Source organism: Alteromonas sp. 5NS40-0096 (assembly GCF_057544385.1).
This window is the reverse complement of sequence record NZ_BAAJLQ010000001.1, coordinates 378,646-399,230: the sequence shown is the minus strand read 5'-3', so window position 1 is coordinate 399,230 and position 20,585 is coordinate 378,646. Positions and strand designations below refer to the sequence as shown.

The window sequence follows — 20,585 nt, the reverse complement described above, 5'->3', positions numbered from 1 at the left end:
CGACAAACCACCCAATTTCGCGTCGACGAGCAGGTACAACAATCAGGTAAAACAATGCGAAAACATATTTATATTGCATACACTGGCGGCACAATCGGGATGAAACCTTCGGACCACGGTTATGTGCCAGCAGCGGGGTTTTTAACCAGTACTCTTGCGAAAATGCCAGAGTTTCACCGTGATGAAATGCCAAATTTCACTATCCATGAATATGATAATTTAATCGATTCCTCAGATATGAACCCCTCTGATTGGCAACGTATTGCAGATGATATCGCCGAAAACTATGATGCCTATGATGGTTTCATTATCCTGCACGGCACAGATACGATGGCATACACTGCATCAGCCCTCAGTTTTATGCTCGAGGACTTGGGTAAACCAGTAATCGTTACTGGGTCGCAAATTCCGCTGGCTGAATTGCGGTCAGACGGCCAAGTTAATTTGCTCAATGCCTTGTTCGTGGCTGCCAATTACCCAATAGCAGAAGTCTCTTTGTTTTTTAATAACAAGTTACTCCGTGGAAACCGCAGCCGCAAAGTCGATGCTGACGGATTTAATGCTTTTGATTCGCCAAACTATCCCCCTTTGTTGGAAGCGGGAATCAATATCCGTTTAGTGTCGGGAGAGCTAGCCAAGCCGACGTCTCAATCTTTGACCGTTAGCCCAGTAAGTGCTCAACCCATTGGCTTGGTAAGCTTGTACCCGGGTATCGCCGCCGAAGTGATAAAAAACACGCTTCAACAACCGGTCAATGCGTTAATATTATTAAGCTATGGCGTCGGCAATGCGCCTCAGCACCCTAAGTTACTTGAACAACTAGCCTATGCTCAAAGCAGACAAATCCCAATACTGAACTGCACACAATGCATGCGAGGCCGAGTCAATATGGGTGGTTATGCCACGGGTCATAGCCTTCAAGAAGCAGGCGTGTTGTCAGGCAGTGACATGACGCCAGAGGCAGCATTGGCAAAGCTCCACTACTTGCTAAGTAAAAATTTACCGTTCGAAGAATTACAACAAAAACTAACCGCAAACTTACGCGGTGAACTCAGTGACTAAGGCATCACAATGAACCAATACACAGGCGAACTGCGCAAAATGTCGGTTAGCGTAGACGACAGTAATATAGCGCAATATCACCTCGCCCTCGGCGACGAAAACCACTTGGTTAATGATTGGATTGGCAAATCCGTAAACATTGCTTATGAAAATGAAATTCGCTGTACACACTGCAATAGCAAGACAAAGAAGAGTTTCAATCAGGGATATTGTTACCGCTGTCTGATTACGCTCGCGCAGTGCGATAGTTGCATTATCAAACCCGAATTGTGCCACTACAACGAAGGGACCTGCCGTGAGCCTCAATGGGGAGAAGAGCACTGCCTGAGCGACCACTTTGTCTATATCTCTAACACAGGCAACCTAAAAGTTGGAATTACGCGACACGTAACAGATGGCGTATCAAGCCGCTGGATTGACCAAGGGGCAACTCAAGCCATTGCGATGTTACGCGTACCAGACAGATTGACGAGTGGCAAGGTAGAAATGCTGTGTAAACAACACATTGGCGACAAGACAAACTGGCGTACCATGCTAAAAGGTGTGATTGAAACCCGTGATCTGGCACAAAAGCGCGACGAGATTATCAGCCTGATCAAACCCGAGTTGGATGCCTTGGCACAAGAAAAAGGGCTACAGTCGTTCACAGTGTTAGATACGCCTGCAATTGACATTCAGTATCCTGTGGAGCAATATCCGGTCAAAATCAAATCACTAAACTTGGATAAAACGCCAGAGTTTGATGGCGTGTTGAAGGGAATTAAAGGCCAGTACTGGTTGCTGGACGACGATAGAGTCATCAATATCAGAAAGTTCGCAGGTTACCAAGTCACTCTCAGTGTCGCGTAACATGCCGAAGTTGCCATAGGGCGAGTCGACAGACTCGCCTACACTCTACCTAGTTAGCCAATTCAATCAGCCTCGAAACAAGCGCGTTTTGACTATCGCATTCATGGGGTGACAAGCCGCTCATGTAGCTGAAGGTTTGTTGCAATTCATTTCGGTCATTGCGCACTTTAAAGGCAAACTCTTCAGCTGCAGAACAGCGTTCCAAATCATTTGCCATGATGTCCAATGCTGGCATCAGCTCGTTGATACTCGCTGCCGTAGCAAAATTTGCTAGCCATGCGGCTCTTCCTGCTTCCCATTTATCATCGGCATCGAACTCATAGCTCTCAATTGCCGCGCGCCACTTCTCGTCAAAACCAGTCAATACATAATTAGCGACAAGGCCTAAATCTGGGCTGCAGTTTACATTGCGCTCTGCCTTGGTCATTTCTTCCGTTAAGTCATCAGCCGTTGCTAACCATTGCTCCAGGGTTTTACCGGAGTCGACACCAATGGCGGACAGTTTGGCCAACCTTAACGCTGAAAAAATGCCTGCACAGTTCCAATCAATGCCAGTTTCGACTACGCGAACATGCCAATAAGCCGCCTGTTCTCTGTCTATACTGACCACGAACTCGCCAGATTCAAAACCGCTCGCTAGGATATTCATACAACCTGCGTGGCTCGCTTGTGCGCAGCTGAACCAATAGCGATGAGCCAAAGGGAAATTGTCGAGTTGATGAGCAGCAATATGACCTGCTTGATATTGCCCATCGCGTAAACCAGACACACCCTGTTGTTCATAACTGTCCAGGGTATCCAGTAGGGATTGTGCTTGCGATACATCGTAGTCTTGCCCCGTAGATTTCCGCGCGTGATTTATCTCATAGGTCGCGCGCAATTGCGCATTTAGAATCGTTGCTTTTGCAACGTCATTAAGAGAATACTCGCGATTAATCTGCGCTAGGGTGTCGATATTAGCTTGTAAATAGGCTTGGTTTAAATCCTGCGGCTTCTTATGGCTTTCAAGATGTTGAGAAATGTTACTTAACGCGAGTTTCACATCTTCTATTGGCTCGCTTATGCTCAACGGAGAAAACAATAAAAGGCCCAGTAGGGTTAATGAATTCCTTATCACTACACTCTATCCTTAAAGTCCATTCGGCCTTTCACTGTACCTAACTTTCGCTAAATAACCAATTTATTTATTGACCAGCTATTTGTGTCGTTCAATCCCTGCATTTACGGTATCAAATGCGAGTCTCGGCGTTCTAAGAATTCTAGCCTGTCCAGTCGGTTTAGCCGCTCTTGAGCGAAGATAGCGAGGTCGGTCTCCAACTCGACAATGTCGTGCTGCAATAATTTAATCTCGTCTAAAATGCGAATCCGCTCATCACGAGTAATACCATCCTCAACCAATTGCAGTTCTTTACTCTCTATTTCATCAGCGATGTAGACCAATTGAGATTCGATGCGTGATAAGTTCACTTCCGCTTGCCTTACATCCTCTAAAGCTAACAGATGATCTCTTCCGGCAGCCAGCGCATCCAGATAATCTATTTTTAAATCTTGAGGGCAAATACCGTTATATTCGTTACCACGCCTCCCCTGTTTAAAACCATTTAGCGGGGTACAAAACTCTCTCACACCTTTAGCGTGACCTTTCTGGTATTGTTCGAAGTCTGGTGTTACGCCATATGCCGCGCAATCCGATTGATAGTCACCAACTTTTGTCGTGTTAACGCCATTTGCCCCATCTACATAGCCAAGCGTGTACCAATTGGCATTCAAGCATTCGTCTTGATTTAGGCTGGCACATCCGGCTAAAACCACAACACTGATGAGGGCTAGAATTAGTGATTTAAACAACTTCATTTTGACTCCGTAGCCTGTATGGCTTCCTAGCAATTGTTGGAAAATTTATCATTGATTGTACGTAACGCGTTAACTTTACGGTAAAAAATATGACGCCAAGCTGAACAAGTCACTACACGCTTTACGACATACGTAAATGATTTATTGGCATCTAAGATACAAAAAAAGGCACCGTAGTGCCTTTTCTTATTGTAGATTTTCTACACTTCTTGTCCGGACATAGAGGCAGCCAAGTCATCTAATTCGGACGACGTGGTATCAAACTCTCCGGATTTATAGCTATATTGCACACTGACGTGAAAACTAGAACGTCCATATTTCACTACCAGTTTGTCCGAATCAAAATGTTTTACGGTATTGAGGAAGCGGTAGGCATCTGGCTCTGATTCAAAGACATATTCGAGCTGATTAAGCATCAATGTCTCCTATGTACTTTTTCTCTATTATTGCTTCCAATCTGGGCAGCAATAACTGAACACTCGAATCAGTGTTGTCTAGTGTCAACCAACGAACGAGTAAGGCATCGAAATCTGCACTTGTGCCCTGCTCTAACTTCACAGTCATCATAGTTAACTGCAGTGCTTTGCGGCGACTTTCATCGGTAGCTGGAGATTCAACATTAAGCAGCAATTCTAGTTCAATGGTCGTGTCCAACCGACTACCACTGACTGTGAACCCTTCAGCCAACGCATTTTGCCAAGGTCGCTTTAGTTGTTCCCATGCATCAAGGCCTTTTGCCGACTCTAAGTCTTGGTTAACGAGGTGTTCCAAAACAGTAACGAGTCCCTGTACTTGCGCACGTTTCGCCGCTAATTTAGCTTTTGACTGTGCATTAGACCATTGGTGATACAGCGAATCCATTGCTTGATGTTGCGCACTCACAAGCTTTCTAGGGTAAGACAAGATTTCACTTTTCAGCTTCTCAAGTTGGCTATGTTGTTCAGCTTGCCCTAAGCTATTAAACTCGGATTTCAAGCGTGCTATTGACGCATCCAATGCCCTTATTTTACTCTCAAACTCGTTCTTTTTCTCAAGCCTCAGGGATTTGAGCGCATCAAACACAGCGTCATTGGCAGTTCGAAAGTCTTTCCATAATCTCGACTCTTGTCTACGACCAGAGAAGCCAATTTCTTTCCATTGTTTCTGTAATTTTTGAGCGGTGTTAGCGGCATCGCGACTTAACTCATCAGCCAACAACCCTTTCACTTGCTCAATTAAATCCAACTTGGCATTTTTGTTTTCTTGGTACCAGGTGAGCAGCACTTGAGTTACCTCAGCCAAAGCTTCATCCCACTTGGTTTTGAGGCGTTGGTAATCATCCGCATTCACATGTCCCGCGTCATGCCAATCTTTCTTGAGCTGCTCTACCGATTTATGCAGCGTGTCTTTATCTTGCGCTGTATCTAACAGACGCAGTGACTCGATAAGCGATTCGCGCTGCTTTTTAGCTTGATTGCGTTGGGCATCTTGTTGTGCGTAGAACTCTCGGCAAGGCTTGAATGCTTCCTCAAGCAATTGGTCAAACAATTTGTCCTGCTGACGTCCTTCTTCCGAGTCTTCTTGGCCAAGGCTCAACCACTGAGACCGCAGATATTTAATCGCCTTGGCTCTTTCACTAATATTCTCTGCCTGCTGCTCTGTGAGCTTTGTGGCTTCTTCTAACAGTGCCGGCTTGCGCGGTGCCGCGATGTAAGACTGCCATCCTTGCAAACGTTCCACTTGACTTTTGACGTCATCAAAGCGTTTTTGTAGCGCGCTTTTCGAACTGTCATCAAGTTGTGTGAAATCCGTATTTAATTTGCTAAAACGCGACATTGCAGGACGGAATCGTCCTTGACTGATCAGGTTAACAACTACACTAATATGGCGGCGACACGTCCCTAGTTTCTCATCAATGCGCTTTTCTCGACGCTTATTTTCCGCCGACAAACGTTTATTCGCTTCACGCCAACGGGCATTCCACGCCGACGGTAGAACAGGTAATGACTGCTTGAGTTCTCTCCACTGTTCATGGTCGAGAGCGCTTGCAGGCGTTAGTGATGTACTATTGTCTTGCTCGTTAACATACGCTTCGCCAGCTTCCAAAAATTCAACCACTGCAACGCCTTTGCGCTGAAGATTCGGAAAATCGTCAATTGTCGACTGCAGTTCTTGTAACCGATGACTTGCGTCTGTGGGCAAACTAGGCACTTTGAGTGAATATGCCTGCTCCAGCAATTCACTTGCTTGCTGCACCTTTTGTTGTGCTGCCTCAATTTCTCCCATAGTGACGTTATTGATGTTATCACTGATCAGGTTAGCAACACCGGCATTCGCACTTTCTAGCGCCGATGCTAAAGCCTGTTTGATATTTTGACGTTGAGCCTCAACCTGCGCAGCCGAGTATTCGAGCTCAAGTCTAGACAAATGCGTATTGAGCCGTTGTGTAATCAGCTCGTATTTATCCGAAAGTTCTTCGCCAATCGCCACATCGATACACTCAATTTCGGCATTCAAGGCAGCGTAGTCTTGTTTCAAGGTAGCGACGGAATCGCGCACTTGCACAAACTCATTCTTATCCAGCTGAGCCTGAAGTTTGGCGAGTACCATACGCATGTCTTTTTCGAGAACAATCGGCTTATTTTTAGCGGCGACTAAGTTATTAAGGCGAGTGTCGATCGCCGCCTTTATCTCTTGTTGTGACTTTCTTTGTAGTTTTTGCAGCAAGTCCGTATCTTGAGATGCCTCGATGATAAGTAACTGCGTACGACTATCAGCAACATTGAGGAAGAAGGTTTGCGTCACATTTTGACGGCCCACTTTTTCCAATAAAGACAAGGCAAAGGCCCCTTCTATCGCAAAGCCAATATTCTGACTTAGTGCTTTGACGACTAAATCTGCATTTGCAGACTCTATCAAGAAACTTTTCTTTTCCTCTGCAGACAATTGGCCATCGTCATCCAATAAGAGCCTTTCCACCGCCTGAATGGCTTGGCGTTTGACTTTATCATTGGCTGCAATCTGTGACATTTTTTGCCACAGTGCGAATGAATCAAGCTTGGAAAGAGCAGCGAGACTTACGTCTGGATCTTCGTCATTAAAAGCGAGCTCGTGAAGCACGCGACGTTCGCTACTGACGTCGCTGGATAATTTGGCCACTGCAGCAAGCCGCTTTTTGGCGTCTTTACTGCTATGCGCCGGCGTGAAAAATCGATTAAATATCATCCTGTTTAAACCGTACTATGGTCCTTTTGTCTTGGTCTGTCTTGAGCTCTGCTCGCAATTCACTCTTGCTCTTATGAACAATTTCACCTTCTTCATTCACCGTCATGTGTTCATTTGAGCGCTCAACTTTTGCTTGATACAAGAGCACTGCTTGCAGTGTATTTTCTCTCTGCTCATCGGACAGTGCTGTACCATCAGGCCACTTCCCGGTTTCTGCGGCAAAACGCAGTCTTTCATATATCTCAGGCGTCATCGACGCCACTAACATTTCTACATTCATTTTGAAAATCGTTTGATTAGCACGGCTCGAATTCGGCATACCACATACCAAATCATACCGATTACACTGGTTAGCACCGCAAGGTTAAACTGCATGCTGCCTTTTGCTGGGCTTCCCCAATACATGAAGCCGAAACCAGCGATGAACAACAGCATTGCTAGCATCGAATGGTTTTGTAAACTATGCAGCTTTTTGAAGCGCATAAAACTCTGTTTTCTCTGAATATCTTCCGCGGTAGCTTCACCGAGAGCAAAATTACAATGAGGGCACACTTTGGCCTTATCGGAAATCTTTTTACCACATGAAGGGCAATCTATAAGTGCCATATCAAACTCCAAATTCTCGAGTTATTCAGCCCAGCTCAATTGCCGTAACTTTGTCACGTACAACATTCATAACGGGCTAACGAATTGAATGGATCAAGCTTGATTGCTTGAAAACAAACTATCTGCCTGAGGAGCAGGCAGATAGTTTGACGGAAAAATCAGAACGGCTTATTTCTCGGCACGTTGCCAGTATTCTTCTACCGTTTCTTTCATTTCTTTACTGAGGAGGATAATACCAAACAGGTTAGGTAACGTCATTACAACAATGGCGACCGCGGATAGAGCCCATACCAGTGTCGTATCTGAAAACGACGCCCACACAAACCCCGCGACATAAATGACGCGATAAGGCATTACCGAACGTGGGCCTAACAGATAAGTCATAGCACGGTCACCATAGTATGACCAAGCGATAGCTGTTGAAAATGCAAACAACAGTAAACCGATTGATACTATGTACTGGCCATAGTCACCGAAATACCCTTTAGTAAAGGCTATCGTTGTTAGGGTTGCTGAGTGAACCAATGATTTACCACTTACAACAATATTTTCTTTTACTAGCCTGCCATCAGCTACTTCGAGCGTACCCGTATACAAATCGTCACTACCAACTTTGTACACCACACCTTCAGCGATTGAGCGAGAATTTAGCAATGTAAAGCCAGAGCTAACTGCCGTACCGTTAACAACGCTGATGCTGCCCGAATAACGCTCGATACTGTTGCCTTCAACGCCGTTAATATACTCATACAAGTCTTGTACATCTTGCTCTTTGGTATCATCGTATTGGCCACTGATAAACATCATATCAGAACGGTCGAAGACGTTTTGATGCTTCTCTTTCCATACACCAGAAGACAAAATAACAAGACCAGTGATAGTACAAATGATAATGGTATCAATGAAAGGCTCAAGCAAGGACACCATCCCCTCAGAAGCAGGTTCCTTTGTCTTTGCGGCAGCATGCGCTATGGGTGCTGAGCCCTGACCAGCTTCATTTGAAAACAAGCCGCGGTTAACACCTCGGTTAAAGGCATAGGCAAGCGTCGCTCCCAAGAAACCACCTGCCGCAGCTGAGCCAGTAAATGCGTCTTGAATCACACTCATGAAAGATGGGCCAATGTTTTCGATGTTAGCGAAAATGACAGCCAGCGCGCCAATCAAATACACAATAGCCATCAAAGGTACAATTTTCGATGTAACCGCAGCAATACGCTGGATACCACCAAGGATAACCAAGGCTAATAAAATGCCTAAAACACTACCAACAATCCAAGGTTCGAAACCAAAAGTGGCTTCGATACTCGTGGCAATACCGTTGCTTTGAGGTAAGTTCCCCGTACCAAAAGAGCAGATGACCGTAGCTATAGCGAATGCCACAGCCAACCATTTCATATTCAAACGGCGATCCATAAAATACATGGGACCGCCAGCCATAGTGCCGTCTTCTGTCTTCACGCGATACTTGTGAGACAAAGTCACTTCTACAAATTTGGTTGTCATACCCAAAAAGGCGGTCGCCCACATCCAAAACAGTGCAGCTGGACCACCTAAGAAAATAGCAAATGCCACACCACTGATGTTACCCGTGCCTACGGTACCGGATAACGCTGTTGTTAGCGCTCTAAAGTGAGTGGTATCACCCGGGTCGTTACTGTGGTCAAACTTGCCCGTAACAACTTTCCACGCGTGCTTAAAGAATCGAATTTGTGGAAACTTGAGGTAAATCGTAAAGAATAAGCCTACCCCGAGTAGTACAAACGGAAACCACGCTGCACTACCTAGTAATCCGTCTACGGACACTAGAAAATTATACAATCCTTCCAAGTTGAATCCCCTTGTTGTCGTTATTGTTGTTTGTTGTTATTTGATGTGAGCGATAACGGCTCGAAGTGCAACTAGCAAATCTTCACCCAACTGCTGGCTACGTTGACCCGACCAGCCATAAACCGGATCAGGCACATCATTATTGTCTTTGAATGGCATCTCTACGGTATATGCCAAACACTTAAACCTCTCACCAACGGCGTTTGACGCTATGGTTAAATCAGCCTGACCAGGCGCATCCTTTGGATACCCATACACATCCTGAAATTCAGGCGTGGTTTGCAGTAATGTTTGTTTAAATAGATTTTCGATCGCAGCAAGCTCGTCGTCATAGCTAGGAATACCTTCGCAACCTGCTACGAAATTATACGGCAACGCCTCATCTCCATGTAAATCCAAGTATGCATCTACACCGACTTCTTTCATTTTTTCTAAAACGTAGAAGACTTCAGGACTTGACGTTAAAGACGGTGTTTTCCACTCGCGATTGAGATTAACACCTACAGCATTGGTTCGCAGGTGCCCTCTCACCCCGCCGTCGGGGTTCATATTCGGCACGATATAGAACACCGCATCTTCGAGCAACTTGCGGGATAAGCCGTCTTGTTCGTCAAGCAAGCGATAGATGATACCTTCTGCACACCATTCGGCCATTGTCTCGCCCGGATGTTGTCTTGCAGTAATCCAAATGTGTTTTTTAGGCTGATTTTTTGCGCTGTCGTCACCAATTACGAGAAGTGACATGTCGCGGCCATCAATGGTTTGACCGAGAATCAAATGCTGGCAAAGTGGAGAGCACTGTGCATCGCTGACTAAGTCAAGGTGCCTCTCGTAACTGTAGGGCGTAAAATAGGCAAAATAGACAGTCTCGTACTCAGGCGTAAAATCAAAACTGAGATTTTCGCCATCAAATTCCGCTTCCACTCTAAACCATTCGTTGCGGTCGTAGGATGCCACCACGTCATAACCTTTCCACCCCTCTGGGTAGGCTGATTTAGCGAGGTTTTGGATTTTGAGATTATGGGGCTGAAGTGGTGTGGTGTAGAGCCTAAAATGAAACCACTGATAAAAGTCGGATTGATTGTCCTTATTAATTTCAAGGACGATGTCGTTAGGATGTTCAGCACGGATAACAGAAATGTTTCCACTGTCGAACTGACTCGATATCTGCATAAGAGCTCATTTATTGTTTATTATTTTGAAGGCGTAATTTAGCATACACCCAGACCACAATACCACGCTGATCAGCCCAAAATCTGGAAACAATAGTAAACTTTTAGGTCTCGTCTTGGCTTTGTTGATTTTCCTCGCCTTTTAACCACGTTTGCAGTTTGACCTTAGCCGTCGTGGTATAACCAAACGCGCGGTCGATAATTTGCATATTGCTATCTAGCAGATAATACGAAGGATACCCAGGCACATTAAAATTTTGTTTGATCATCTCGTTGCCCAAGAACACTTCTCCCTGTGTATTGGTCTCGACGACAAAGCGTTCTACTGACTCTGCTGAGGGGTAGTCGAGCGCAATGCGAGCCACATTGACTTTACTCTGATCGACAAAATCTAAGTTACCAATACTGTAACGGCAGACATTACACCACGGCGCAAAAAAATAGATTAAGGTGTATTTATCTGGCGACGTTGTCACACCGGACATTTCGCCATCCAGCGTCGGCATTGACAAGTGATGAATAGACACGGATTCGCCATTTGGCAACATATCGCGAACCTGCCATTCACTCACGCCATACAACACCACCGCAACAATAGTGATATCCCTTATCCATTGGATCAGTTTTGACTTACGGTTGGATTGAGACGGACTAGACACAACTACCTCTTACTGCTTAATGAGAAAACACGCCGACAAGGCTATTGTACGCAACAGACCGGAGTAGCACGAAAAAATTGCACAAAAAAGGCGAACTTTCGTTCGCCTTGGCCACATCTAATGATGGTTAGAGTGGTAACGTTGGGAACTTGATACCTGCCATATCGCGCACGATACGCATGACTTGGCAGCTGTAACCGAACTCATTGTCGTACCACACGTATAAGGTCACTCTGTTACCCGCTACTATGGTTGCTTGAGAATCGACTACAGACGCGGCTCTTGAGCCAACTAAATCGCTGCTCACTACTTCCGTGCTTGCCGTGTAATCAATTTGGTGCTGCAGTGGTGAGAACAACGCGGTGTCACGTAAAAATTCGTTGACTGCAATTTTGTCCGTATCTTCTTTTAGCGTCAGATTTAAAATCGCCAAAGACACGTTAGGCGTTGGAACGCGAATCGCGTTACCCGTTAATTTACCAGCGAGTTTTGGATAGGCTTTCGCCACCGCTTTTGCCGCGCCAGTTTCAGTGATGACCATGTTCAATGGAGCACTTCTACCACGACGCTCAGCTTTGTGGAAATTATCAATTAGGTTTTGGTCATTGGTATATGAGTGGACTGTCTCAACATGACCATTGTCGATACCAAAACGCTCATCAAGCGCTTTCAACACTGGGGTAATCGCATTCGTTGTGCAGCTTGCCGCTGACACAATATTGTCTTCTGCTGTTACATCCTGGTCGTTTACGCCATGTACGATGTTTTTGATATTGCCTTTACCAGGCGCTGTTAACAATGCCTTCGCCGCACCTTTTGACTGAAGGTGTTGACCAAGGCCTTCTTCATCTCGCCACATGCCCGTATTATCAACGACAATTGCGTTATCAATACCGTATTGCGTGTAGTCGACTTCTGAAGGATTGCTTGCGTAGATGACCTGAATGTACGAGCCGTTTGCTTTAATCGCTTTGCGCTCGTGATCAACCGTAATGCTACCGTTGAATGGCCCGTGTACTGAGTCACGACGAAGCAAACTTGCACGTTTCTCTAAGTCGCCGTCTTTCCCACCGCGAACGACAATAGCGCGAAGACGCAGTTTATTATTCTTACCCTGGCGTTCAATAAGTAAACGAGCAAGCAAACGACCGATACGACCAAAACCGTACAAGACAACGTCTTGTGGTGTTTGTACATCATCTTTGCCAACTACTTCACCTAATTGGTTCTGCAAAAACGCATCAAGGTCCGTTTGATCGACTGCTGAGCCGTAGTGAAAATCAAAAGCTAATTTACCGATATCAATTTGCGCTGGAGCCAATGTCATTGTGCTGAGCGCTTCAAGAATGGGGTAGCTTTCGCGCAGTCGAAGTTTGATGCCTTCGTGCAAACGAACTTTTCGATGCGCTTTGATCACATCAATCGCACTTGCATTCAACAATGGGCGTCCATACACTGAGATTTCTACCGAGTGGTTACGATAGAGCTTACCAATCAAAGGTAGCATCATCTCTGCGTATTCTTGGCGCTCTTGCCAACTACTTTGCAATTCCTGTTCGTACTGTTGATTCATGTTTCTGCCTTCATAGAGCTGACTAGATGGTGGAAAATCAATCTGGAGCGTTTAGAATTGTAGGGTACACTTGGGCATTGAAGCCGAGGTGAAGAGTCGCTCCAGATATCGACGGAGCAAATTGTAAAGAAACATTAAAGGATTACCAAATTGTTGTTTAGTTTCAAATCGTTACTGTCATTTGATAAAAAGCACACATTATTTAGTAAGTTTCCAACATCTAGGCGACTTGCAATACTCGGTGTTATTCCCCTGTCTCTGCTTCAGGGATGTGATTCACTGTTTCCTCCGACAGTCGCGGAAATCTGTACACAGAACCCACACATGTGTAATGACCTAAATCCCGACGCATGGTGCAGAGCGGAAAAAGCAGAGATTATCAAACACAGGTTTGCCAACCGAAAAGATCAATCCGAACAACAAAAATACCAACTCATCTTATTGTTTGAAGACTACGAAAAGTGCATCGTCAAAGCGTCAGGTATTCAGCACATTAAATACCGAGAGAAGGAAACGGGCAGAATGAAGGGCGTGTTAACCGCGCAGCGCGAGCTTGGCCGGCTGGCCAGGGAAACCCGTCACTCCAACGACCCTCTTATCGCTTATTATCAATGGTCTAGGCACGGGCATGAAGATTCTTTAAAGCGGTTTTTATACCATGAAAAAACGGGCAATTTAGAAACGGCTGAGCTACAAGTCGCCTTGTCTACCATAAGAATGAAAGAAGACCTTTTTGAGGCGCGCAAAGCCTTGTATAAAGCCCTAGCGCTCTACACTTCTGACCAAGAAGTCGATACAGAAATCTTCCCGACACTCGTAACCATCCACTTAGGTCTGGAAAAGATTCAAATGGCCTACGTTTGGGCACTTGTCACTTCGTATTTTGCCGAAAATAAAATCAATATTCAGCGTAAAGAACAGATGAGGATTCAAAATAATCTAGACGAGGCGCTGTTAGAAGACATAGCCGATGAGATAATCAGCGCAATAAAAGCCAGAGAATTTGATGCCAAAGCTCTGGGAATCTCGAGAAACTGATACGACGTCTGTAAGTAAGTTTCAAAAAAATACTGAGACAAAAGTGTAAATGCCCACTTTTTTTGCCTAAATCGCTTGTTGTAGTACCGAACAAAAAGCATAACTGTACATTTTTTGTTCACTAGAAAATGATAGGCTGCTTGATAAAATGTGGGGTGCAAGGACGGCGGTTCCACGTGTCGCTTTATTTACCAAAGCGAAGCAAGTATACGTAGTACGAACAAAAAGCGGTAGAGCTATTACGGCTAATCTAGGCTCACTTTTCAAACCGAGATAGCCGAGCAATTATGTGAGATGAAGGTATTATTTGGGTTGGAAGTTCAATGACACTGAGTTTACACAATAACGTTGCCCCGTAGGCGCGGGGCCATCGGGAAAAACGTGACCAAGATGACTTTCACATTGCTTACAAAAAATCTCAACCCGCCGCATACCCAGCGTGTTGTCTTCTCGATAGCCTACGTTATCACTCTCGGTTTGCGCATAGAAAGAAGGCCAGCCACAACCTGAATCGAATTTGGTTTCAGCGGGGAACAAATCGACGCCGCAACACTTGCATACAAACATTCCCGGGCGCTTTTCATCGAGTAGCGCCCCAGTAAATGGCCTTTCAGTTCCCGCTTGGCGACACACTCTGAACTCTTCATCAGTTAATAAGCTTTTCCAATGTTGTTCAGATTGCTTGGTCATAATCGCCTCTATTTTTTTACATTAATCTGCGGACGGCCTGCTTGGCTCCATTCAACGTGATACTTTTTACCTTCAGGCTTATCAACACGTTGGAAGGTGTGCGCGCCAAAGAAATCGCGCTGACCTTGAAGCAAATTAGCAGGCAACACTGCCGTACGGTAAGAGTCATAATAACTCAATGCAGACATCATTGCAGGGCAAGGAATACCCGCTACAGTGGCATGGGCAATAGATGCACGCCAGTCTGCCTGATATTTATTAATCTTTTGCGCAAAGAAAGGATCAAGCAACAGGTTTTTTAATTCCTCATTTGCTTCGTATGCCTGCGTGATTGATTGTAAAAACACAGCACGAATAATACAGCCTGCACGCCAAATTTTAGCAATCTCGGCGAAGTCCAACTGCCAATTGTGTTCTTTTGCAGCCATTGCCATTAATTGGAAACCTTGCGCATAAGCGCAAATTTTAGAGCAATAAAGTGCGTGTTCTAATTGGTCAATAACAGCCGCTTTTTCACTTTCAGGTACTTCTGGTGCAGTCGGACCTGGCAACATGTCACTCGCGATAACACGTTCGGACTTCAAGCTAGATAAGCTTCTCGCAAAAACAGCTTGCGTGATCGTCTGAGCAGGACTCCCTACTTGTAACGCACTTACCGCGGTCCACAAGCCCGTTCCTTTTTGGCCAGCTTTGTCCATGATCACATCAACAAGAGGACGGTCAGTTTCTTCATCTTGCTGTTCTAAAACCTCGGCACTAATTTCAATTAGATAGCTGTTAAGTTCACCTTGATTCCAACGGCGGAACACTTGTGCGATGTCATGAGGCGTCATGGCTAGGCCCTGGCGCATAACGTGGTAGGCTTCACAGATCAGCTGCATATCGGCGTATTCGATACCGTTATGCACCATTTTCACATAGTGACCTGCCCCAACAGGGCCGATGTATGTTGCGCAAGGGTCACCCTCTTTCACTGGTTGACCCGGTGTGTTTGACTCTATGGGCTTACCCGTTTGTGGGTCGACTTTCGCGGAGATGGCTTTGAGTACAGGCTCCACACGCGTCCAAGCATACGGGTCGCCCGATGGCATCAATGAAGGTCCAAATCGCGCACCTACTTCACCGCCGGACACCGCTGTAGAAAAGAAGATAAATTTACTTTTGTATTTAGCTTCTCGCTCTACCGTGTCAGTCCAGAGTGAATTGCCTGTGTCGATGACGATGTCGTCAGCTTCGATACCAGCGTCGATCAAGTGATGACACACGTGATCTACCGGTTCACCCGCTGGTACGGAGAGAATAATGAGATGTGGGGCTTTGAGTTTGCTCAGTAACTCAGTATAAGAACGGCAAGCGTGGATTCTGGGAGGCATTTCACCGCGCTCTTCGGTGTCGGCCTCGATGATAGCGTCAACTTTTGCTTGGTCTAAATCAAAACAAGCGATGTTGTAACCATGGTCTGCCAGATTCAATGTGAGGTTTTTACCCATCACGCCCAGACCGATAAAACCAATATCACACGCGGCAGAATTGTCCGCCATACCACCTTCTTTTTGCATGGGAGTCCCCTCAAATCTCAGATGGCTGTGCATCTTACCACCGTGGGCCTAGATGAACAGCAATGTCTGCTTATTTTATTGTTTTAGTCACAATTCCCTGTTCAACAAGGTTTACCGTTGGTAAGTCCATTACGCCAACCTTCACTACTGGTCAAAAAGTACCACCTAGTAAACCTTGTTTTTACTCACATCCAGACAAATTCGTTAAAAACGACTCATTGGGTGAGTTTCGCTATAACTAAAAATAGCAATGCTTCTACTCGCTTGCAGAAAAACATGCTGCATACAGATTTGAGGTTGCTCACTGAGCGACTGGTAACGGGTATCTAGATGTAGCGTCCAACCGCCTGCAGGCGACAATAATGGGATGTTGAATTTCACGTCCTCATTACTGGCATTAAAACACAACAACCAATGTTCGGGCGGGTTTTCGTCCGTCGGGATGCCGCGAATTTCTACTGCAAACGCCTGATTGTCAGGCGCTTGCCAGTCTTGTTGTTCTTTATTGTTACCGTCTGGACGATACCAGTGCACCGATAATACATTAGTGTCCAATTGATAATTGTCGTCTTCCATCAACAAATGACTGAGCAAACTGCTGTTTTTTCGCAAGCTAATCACATGTCGACAAAACGACAGAAAATCATCTTTGCGTTTATCTAGATGCCAATCCAACCAATTGAGTTCGTTGTCCTGACAATAGGCATTATTGTTGCCCTTTTGAGTTTTACTCAGTTCGTCGCCAGCCAGCACGTGCGGTGTACCTTGGGAAAGAATTAACGTCGTGAACAGGTTTCTTTTTTGACGTTCTCGCAAGGCCAAGATGTCAGGGTTATCGGTCTCCCCTTCTTCGCCATAGTTTGCAGATAAATTGTGACCATGCCCATCGCGGTTATCCTCGCCATTCGCATGATTGTGACGCTCTGCATAACTCACCAGATCTTGAAGCGTAAAGCCATCGTGATAGGTAATATTATTTACCGACGTATTAATATGCCTACGACCTTTGTGAAAGACATCTCGTGACCCCATTAGGCGCGTAGCAAAGTCCGCGGTAACACCTTCATCACCACGCCAGAACGCCCTTACCGTGTCCCTATATTTGTCATTTACCTCTAACCATGCTGGTGTAAATTGACCTAGTTGATACCCCCCAGGCCCTATGTCCCAGGGTTCCGCAATCAACACAGCCTGGCTTAGTACCGGGTCTTGTGCAATCGCTCTAAACATACCGGCATTGCGATTAAAGGCTTGTGGCTCACGACCCAAACAGGGGGCGAGGTCAAAGCGAAACCCATCAACACCGACAACCTCAACCCAGTGGCGTAAGGCATCGATTATTAACGTGGTCATACGCGGATGGGAAACATTGACTGTGTTACCACAACCAGAGTGGTTACTGTAAACCAATTCGCCACTTGGCAACTGCTCTAGTAAATAGGATTGATAAGGCCCAAAACCTCTAAAAGATAGCAATGGGCCATCTTTGCCACCCTCGGCCGTATGGTTGAATACAACATCAATGATGACTTCTAACCCTGCGCTGTGCAGCGCATCTACCATCGCTTTGCACTCAGTTAACGCATCATCTACTGCATATCTCGGCTCGACCGAAAAAAAGTTGATCGGGTTGTAGCCCCAATAGTTTGTCAGGCCTTTTTCGGTAATGTATGGCTCTGGCATATACGCCGCTAAGGGCATAAACTGCACACTCGTCACCCCCAACGCTTTGATATGTTCAATGACCGCGGGGTGCGTCATGCCAAGATAGGTTCCCTTGTGCTCATCTGGCACTTCAGGATGCAGTTGCGTTGCGCCTTTAACGTGAAGCTCGTAAACAATCCTGTCCTGATTCGCAATCTTGGGTTTGGCTGGGCGTTGATTATCATTTTGCTGTGCCAATACAACGCATTTCGGCATCATAAACTGGCTGTCATTTTGATACTGACGGCGATTCCAATGCAGTGCCCGGCTAAGTTTTTTAGCATAGGGGTCAATCAATAGTTTATCAGCCGGAGCAGAATGTAGCTCTGCGTCACCACGCTCGACTCGATAACCATAGAACTGTCCAATCTCAATCCCTTCGATGTGAGTGTGCCAAATACTTCCCGATTTACCCATCATTAGTACTTCATGCATGGGTTCTTCCGTGTCTGCATGAAACAAGCATAAAACAACAGCCTTTGCATCCGGGCAATAGACGGCAAAATTGCACCCTGATTCCGTCAGCGTCGCACCCATTGGGTGCGGCTTACCATGACTAACGGAAAGAGGATTCACCAAAGTCGATTGGTTATCCACTAATTCTCCTATTTGAGTACGATAAAGAGCGTCGCGAGAGGCGGTAGAGATACCGAGATGGAATGGGGTTTGTGATTCCATGAATGCGGCTCAGCATGCATTGAAGTCGGTACAGCGTGGTCACTGCCCCAATAAACACCTGCATCTGAATTAAAAATGACTTCATACTCTCCCTCGTCTAGCACGCCTAACCTAAAATCCTCACGTGGTACAGGCGTGAAGTTGCTCACTACATATACCTTCTGAGTATTATCGGCTGACTTTCTGACAAATGAAAGTACACTCTGTTCAGCATTTTCGTGGTCGATCCACTCAAAACCTGCTTCTTGGCTATCCAACTCATGCAATGCTGGAAAGGACTTATACAAACGATTCAAATCACGGTATACCGCTTGAATCCCTCTGTGTTTGTCGTAAGCCAGTACATCCCAGTCCAAACTACTATCGTGGTTCCACTCTTTCGCTTGACCTAGTTCATTACCCATAAAGTTGAGTTTCTTGCCTGGGTGGCCATACATAAATCCGGCGTAGCAGCGGTGATTAGCAGCTTGCTGCCATTCATCTCCTGGCATTTTACCAATTAGGCTGCCTTTGCCATGAACGACTTCGTCGTGAGAAATGGGCAATACAAAATTCTCTGTGAAGGCGTAAACCATACTGAATGTAATATCACCGTGATGGTAGTTGCGGTAAGCAGGGTCTTTGCTGATGTAATGCAAAGAATCATGCATCCATCCCATATTCCACTTAAAACCAAAGCCCAAACCACCTTCAAATACAGGGCGAGAGACTTGCGGGAATGATGTAGACTCTTCCGCTATTGTCATTGCATCAGGGAAATGACGATAGACTTCTTCGTTCATCCATTTCAATAGACTTATTGCTTCATAGTTCTCATTGCCACCATCGACATTCGGGATCCATTCCCCATCGTTACGGGAATAATCGAGATAGAGCATAGACGCGACTGCATCGACTCTCAGACCATCGACATGGTATTTATCTAACCAAAATAAGGCATTAGCTACCAAGAATTGGCGGACTGTGTCTTTACCAAAATCGTAAATGCAGGAGTTCCAGTCGTTGTGCCACCCTTTGCGTGGATCTTCGTATTCGTAGACATGGCTACCGTCAAATCTGGCCAACCCGTGACCATCTTCTGGAAAGTGAGCGGGTACCCAATCAATAATAACACCTATCATTTCTCGGTGACATGCATCCACAAAGGCTTTAAATGCATCGGGATCGCCAAAGCGGCTAGTGGGTGAAAACATACCCACAGGCTGATATCCCCACGAGCCATCAAAAGGGAACTCTGAAATCGGTAAGAGCTCAATGTGGGTATACCCCATCTCTTTTACGTAAGGAATCAAATCATCGACAAGGTCTGCATAACTTAAATATCGCTTGTCCTCTTCACCTGGTCGCTTCCAAGAGCCGAGATGAACCTCGTAAATACTCATTGGTGCTGAGTATTTGTCATGCTTTCGATATTCCATCCAAGCTTGGTCTTGCCATTCGTAGTTATCGTGGTCATAGACCAGCGAAGCATGAGATGGATATTGATCAGCGTGATAGCCAAGAGGGTCGGCTTTGTGCGGCAACGCATGTCCATGAGCGTCTTTAATCGCATATTTGTAACGCACGCCTTCTGACACGCCAGGGACAATCAGAACCCAAAATCCCAAATCCGTTTTTTGCATCGGATGTGAGGTTTCGTTCCACATATTGAAATCGCCGATCAGCGATACCGCTGAAGCATTTGGTGCGTATACCGTAAAACGGGTAGCCGATACACCTTCGTTGAGCGTAATCAATTGGGCGCCAGCTTGACGATAGAGATTCTGAGGCGCGTGGTCAATAAAATGAACAGCGTGATAGGCTGGCTCTTTAAACTGATAAGGGTCAACAGTGCGGTAATTCCCAGTCGCTGTTGTTACCTCGAATGCGTAGAGCTGACCCTCAGCTAATTGTTCGACAACGCCACTAAAATACGCGGTGTCATCTTGCTGTGGCAAAGTGCCAAAAATCGTGTCACCTGACAGGTTTGTTACTGTTACTGCCGTTGCTCCGGGGAGCCATGCATTGATTGATACCCCCTCTGGCAAGAGTGTTGGACCTAAATACGAAAATGGATGAGTACATTTCGCCGCTGCCAGTTGTTGCTCAATTTGCATGTTTTACTCCATTG

Annotated in this window: 17 protein-coding genes; 3 read left to right on the top strand and 14 right to left on the bottom strand. The window is 45.7% G+C overall.

Annotated elements, in window-relative coordinates:
* The first annotated feature begins 54 nt into the window (after nucleotides 1-54).
* Nucleotides 55-1,062, top strand: coding sequence for an asparaginase (gene ansA, locus AC27G9_RS01890; protein ID WP_487070444.1), 1,008 nt, complete (start codon nucleotides 55-57; stop codon nucleotides 1,060-1,062).
* Between the two features lie 9 nt (nucleotides 1,063-1,071).
* Nucleotides 1,072-1,911: a DUF2797 domain-containing protein gene (locus tag AC27G9_RS01885; protein WP_487070442.1), complete on the top strand. Its 840-nt coding sequence runs from the start codon at nucleotides 1,072-1,074 to the stop codon at nucleotides 1,909-1,911.
* A gap of 49 nt (nucleotides 1,912-1,960) precedes the next feature.
* Here AC27G9_RS01885 and AC27G9_RS01880 read toward each other — a convergent pair whose 3' ends face one another.
* The 10 genes from AC27G9_RS01880 to AC27G9_RS01835 form a co-directional block, all read right to left on the bottom strand.
* Entirely contained in the window at nucleotides 1,961-3,028 is a 1,068-nt protein-coding gene (locus AC27G9_RS01880) for a hypothetical protein (RefSeq protein ID WP_487070440.1), read from the bottom strand.
* 104 nt (nucleotides 3,029-3,132) lie between these two features.
* A complete protein-coding gene (locus AC27G9_RS01875; protein WP_487070438.1) occupies nucleotides 3,133-3,765 on the bottom strand; it encodes a DUF2799 domain-containing protein in 633 nt (210 codons plus the stop codon).
* Between the two features lie 200 nt (nucleotides 3,766-3,965).
* Nucleotides 3,966-4,181, bottom strand: a complete 216-nt coding sequence (locus tag AC27G9_RS01870) for a hypothetical protein (RefSeq protein WP_487070436.1) — start codon at nucleotides 4,179-4,181, stop codon at nucleotides 3,966-3,968.
* Nucleotides 4,174-6,969 (bottom strand): DUF349 domain-containing protein, encoded by a 2,796-nt coding sequence (locus AC27G9_RS01865; RefSeq protein WP_487070434.1) that lies wholly within the window; start codon nucleotides 6,967-6,969, stop codon nucleotides 4,174-4,176. Before AC27G9_RS01865 ends, AC27G9_RS01870 begins: the two co-directional genes overlap by 8 nt.
* The gene (locus tag AC27G9_RS01860) at nucleotides 6,959-7,249 is read right to left on the bottom strand and encodes a YeaC family protein (protein ID WP_487070432.1); all 291 of its coding nucleotides are present in this window, start codon (nucleotides 7,247-7,249) and stop codon (nucleotides 6,959-6,961) included. The genes AC27G9_RS01865 and AC27G9_RS01860 overlap by 11 nt, the downstream gene beginning before the upstream one ends.
* A complete protein-coding gene (locus tag AC27G9_RS01855; protein ID WP_487070430.1) occupies nucleotides 7,246-7,575 on the bottom strand; it encodes a zinc-ribbon domain-containing protein in 330 nt (109 codons plus the stop codon). The genes AC27G9_RS01860 and AC27G9_RS01855 overlap by 4 nt, the downstream gene beginning before the upstream one ends.
* Before the next feature lie 168 nt (nucleotides 7,576-7,743).
* A complete protein-coding gene (locus tag AC27G9_RS01850; protein WP_487070428.1) occupies nucleotides 7,744-9,402 on the bottom strand; it encodes an alanine/glycine:cation symporter family protein in 1,659 nt (552 codons plus the stop codon).
* A 36-nt stretch (nucleotides 9,403-9,438) separates the two neighbouring features.
* Entirely contained in the window at nucleotides 9,439-10,575 is a 1,137-nt protein-coding gene (locus AC27G9_RS01845; protein ID WP_487070426.1) for a M14 family metallopeptidase, read from the bottom strand.
* 103 nt (nucleotides 10,576-10,678) lie between these two features.
* Nucleotides 10,679-11,233, bottom strand: coding sequence for a TlpA family protein disulfide reductase (locus tag AC27G9_RS01840; protein ID WP_487070424.1), 555 nt, complete (start codon nucleotides 11,231-11,233; stop codon nucleotides 10,679-10,681).
* 127 nt (nucleotides 11,234-11,360) lie between these two features.
* Complete coding sequence (locus AC27G9_RS01835; protein WP_487070422.1) at nucleotides 11,361-12,806, bottom strand: glyceraldehyde-3-phosphate dehydrogenase; 1,446 nt, start codon at nucleotides 12,804-12,806, stop codon at nucleotides 11,361-11,363.
* A 150-nt stretch (nucleotides 12,807-12,956) separates the two neighbouring features.
* Between AC27G9_RS01835 and AC27G9_RS01830 the strand changes: the two genes are divergently transcribed.
* Nucleotides 12,957-13,844 (top strand): DUF2989 domain-containing protein, encoded by an 888-nt coding sequence (locus tag AC27G9_RS01830; RefSeq protein WP_487070420.1) that lies wholly within the window; start codon nucleotides 12,957-12,959, stop codon nucleotides 13,842-13,844.
* 303 nt (nucleotides 13,845-14,147) lie between these two features.
* Here the strand turns inward: AC27G9_RS01830 and msrB are convergent, their stop codons facing one another.
* From msrB to glgB, 4 genes are all read right to left on the bottom strand, one after another.
* Complete coding sequence (gene msrB, locus AC27G9_RS01825; RefSeq protein WP_487070418.1) at nucleotides 14,148-14,534, bottom strand: peptide-methionine (R)-S-oxide reductase MsrB; 387 nt, start codon at nucleotides 14,532-14,534, stop codon at nucleotides 14,148-14,150.
* An 8-nt stretch (nucleotides 14,535-14,542) separates the two neighbouring features.
* Nucleotides 14,543-16,093: an NADP-dependent phosphogluconate dehydrogenase gene (gndA, locus tag AC27G9_RS01820; RefSeq protein WP_487070416.1), complete on the bottom strand. Its 1,551-nt coding sequence runs from the start codon at nucleotides 16,091-16,093 to the stop codon at nucleotides 14,543-14,545.
* Nucleotides 16,094-16,297: 204 nt separating this feature from the next.
* A complete protein-coding gene (glgX, locus tag AC27G9_RS01815; protein ID WP_487070414.1) occupies nucleotides 16,298-18,475 on the bottom strand; it encodes a glycogen debranching protein GlgX in 2,178 nt (725 codons plus the stop codon).
* Nucleotides 18,403-20,571, bottom strand: coding sequence for a 1,4-alpha-glucan branching protein GlgB (gene glgB / locus AC27G9_RS01810; protein WP_487070412.1), 2,169 nt, complete (start codon nucleotides 20,569-20,571; stop codon nucleotides 18,403-18,405). The genes glgX and glgB overlap by 73 nt, the downstream gene beginning before the upstream one ends.
* Nucleotides 20,572-20,585: the final 14 nt, after the last annotated feature.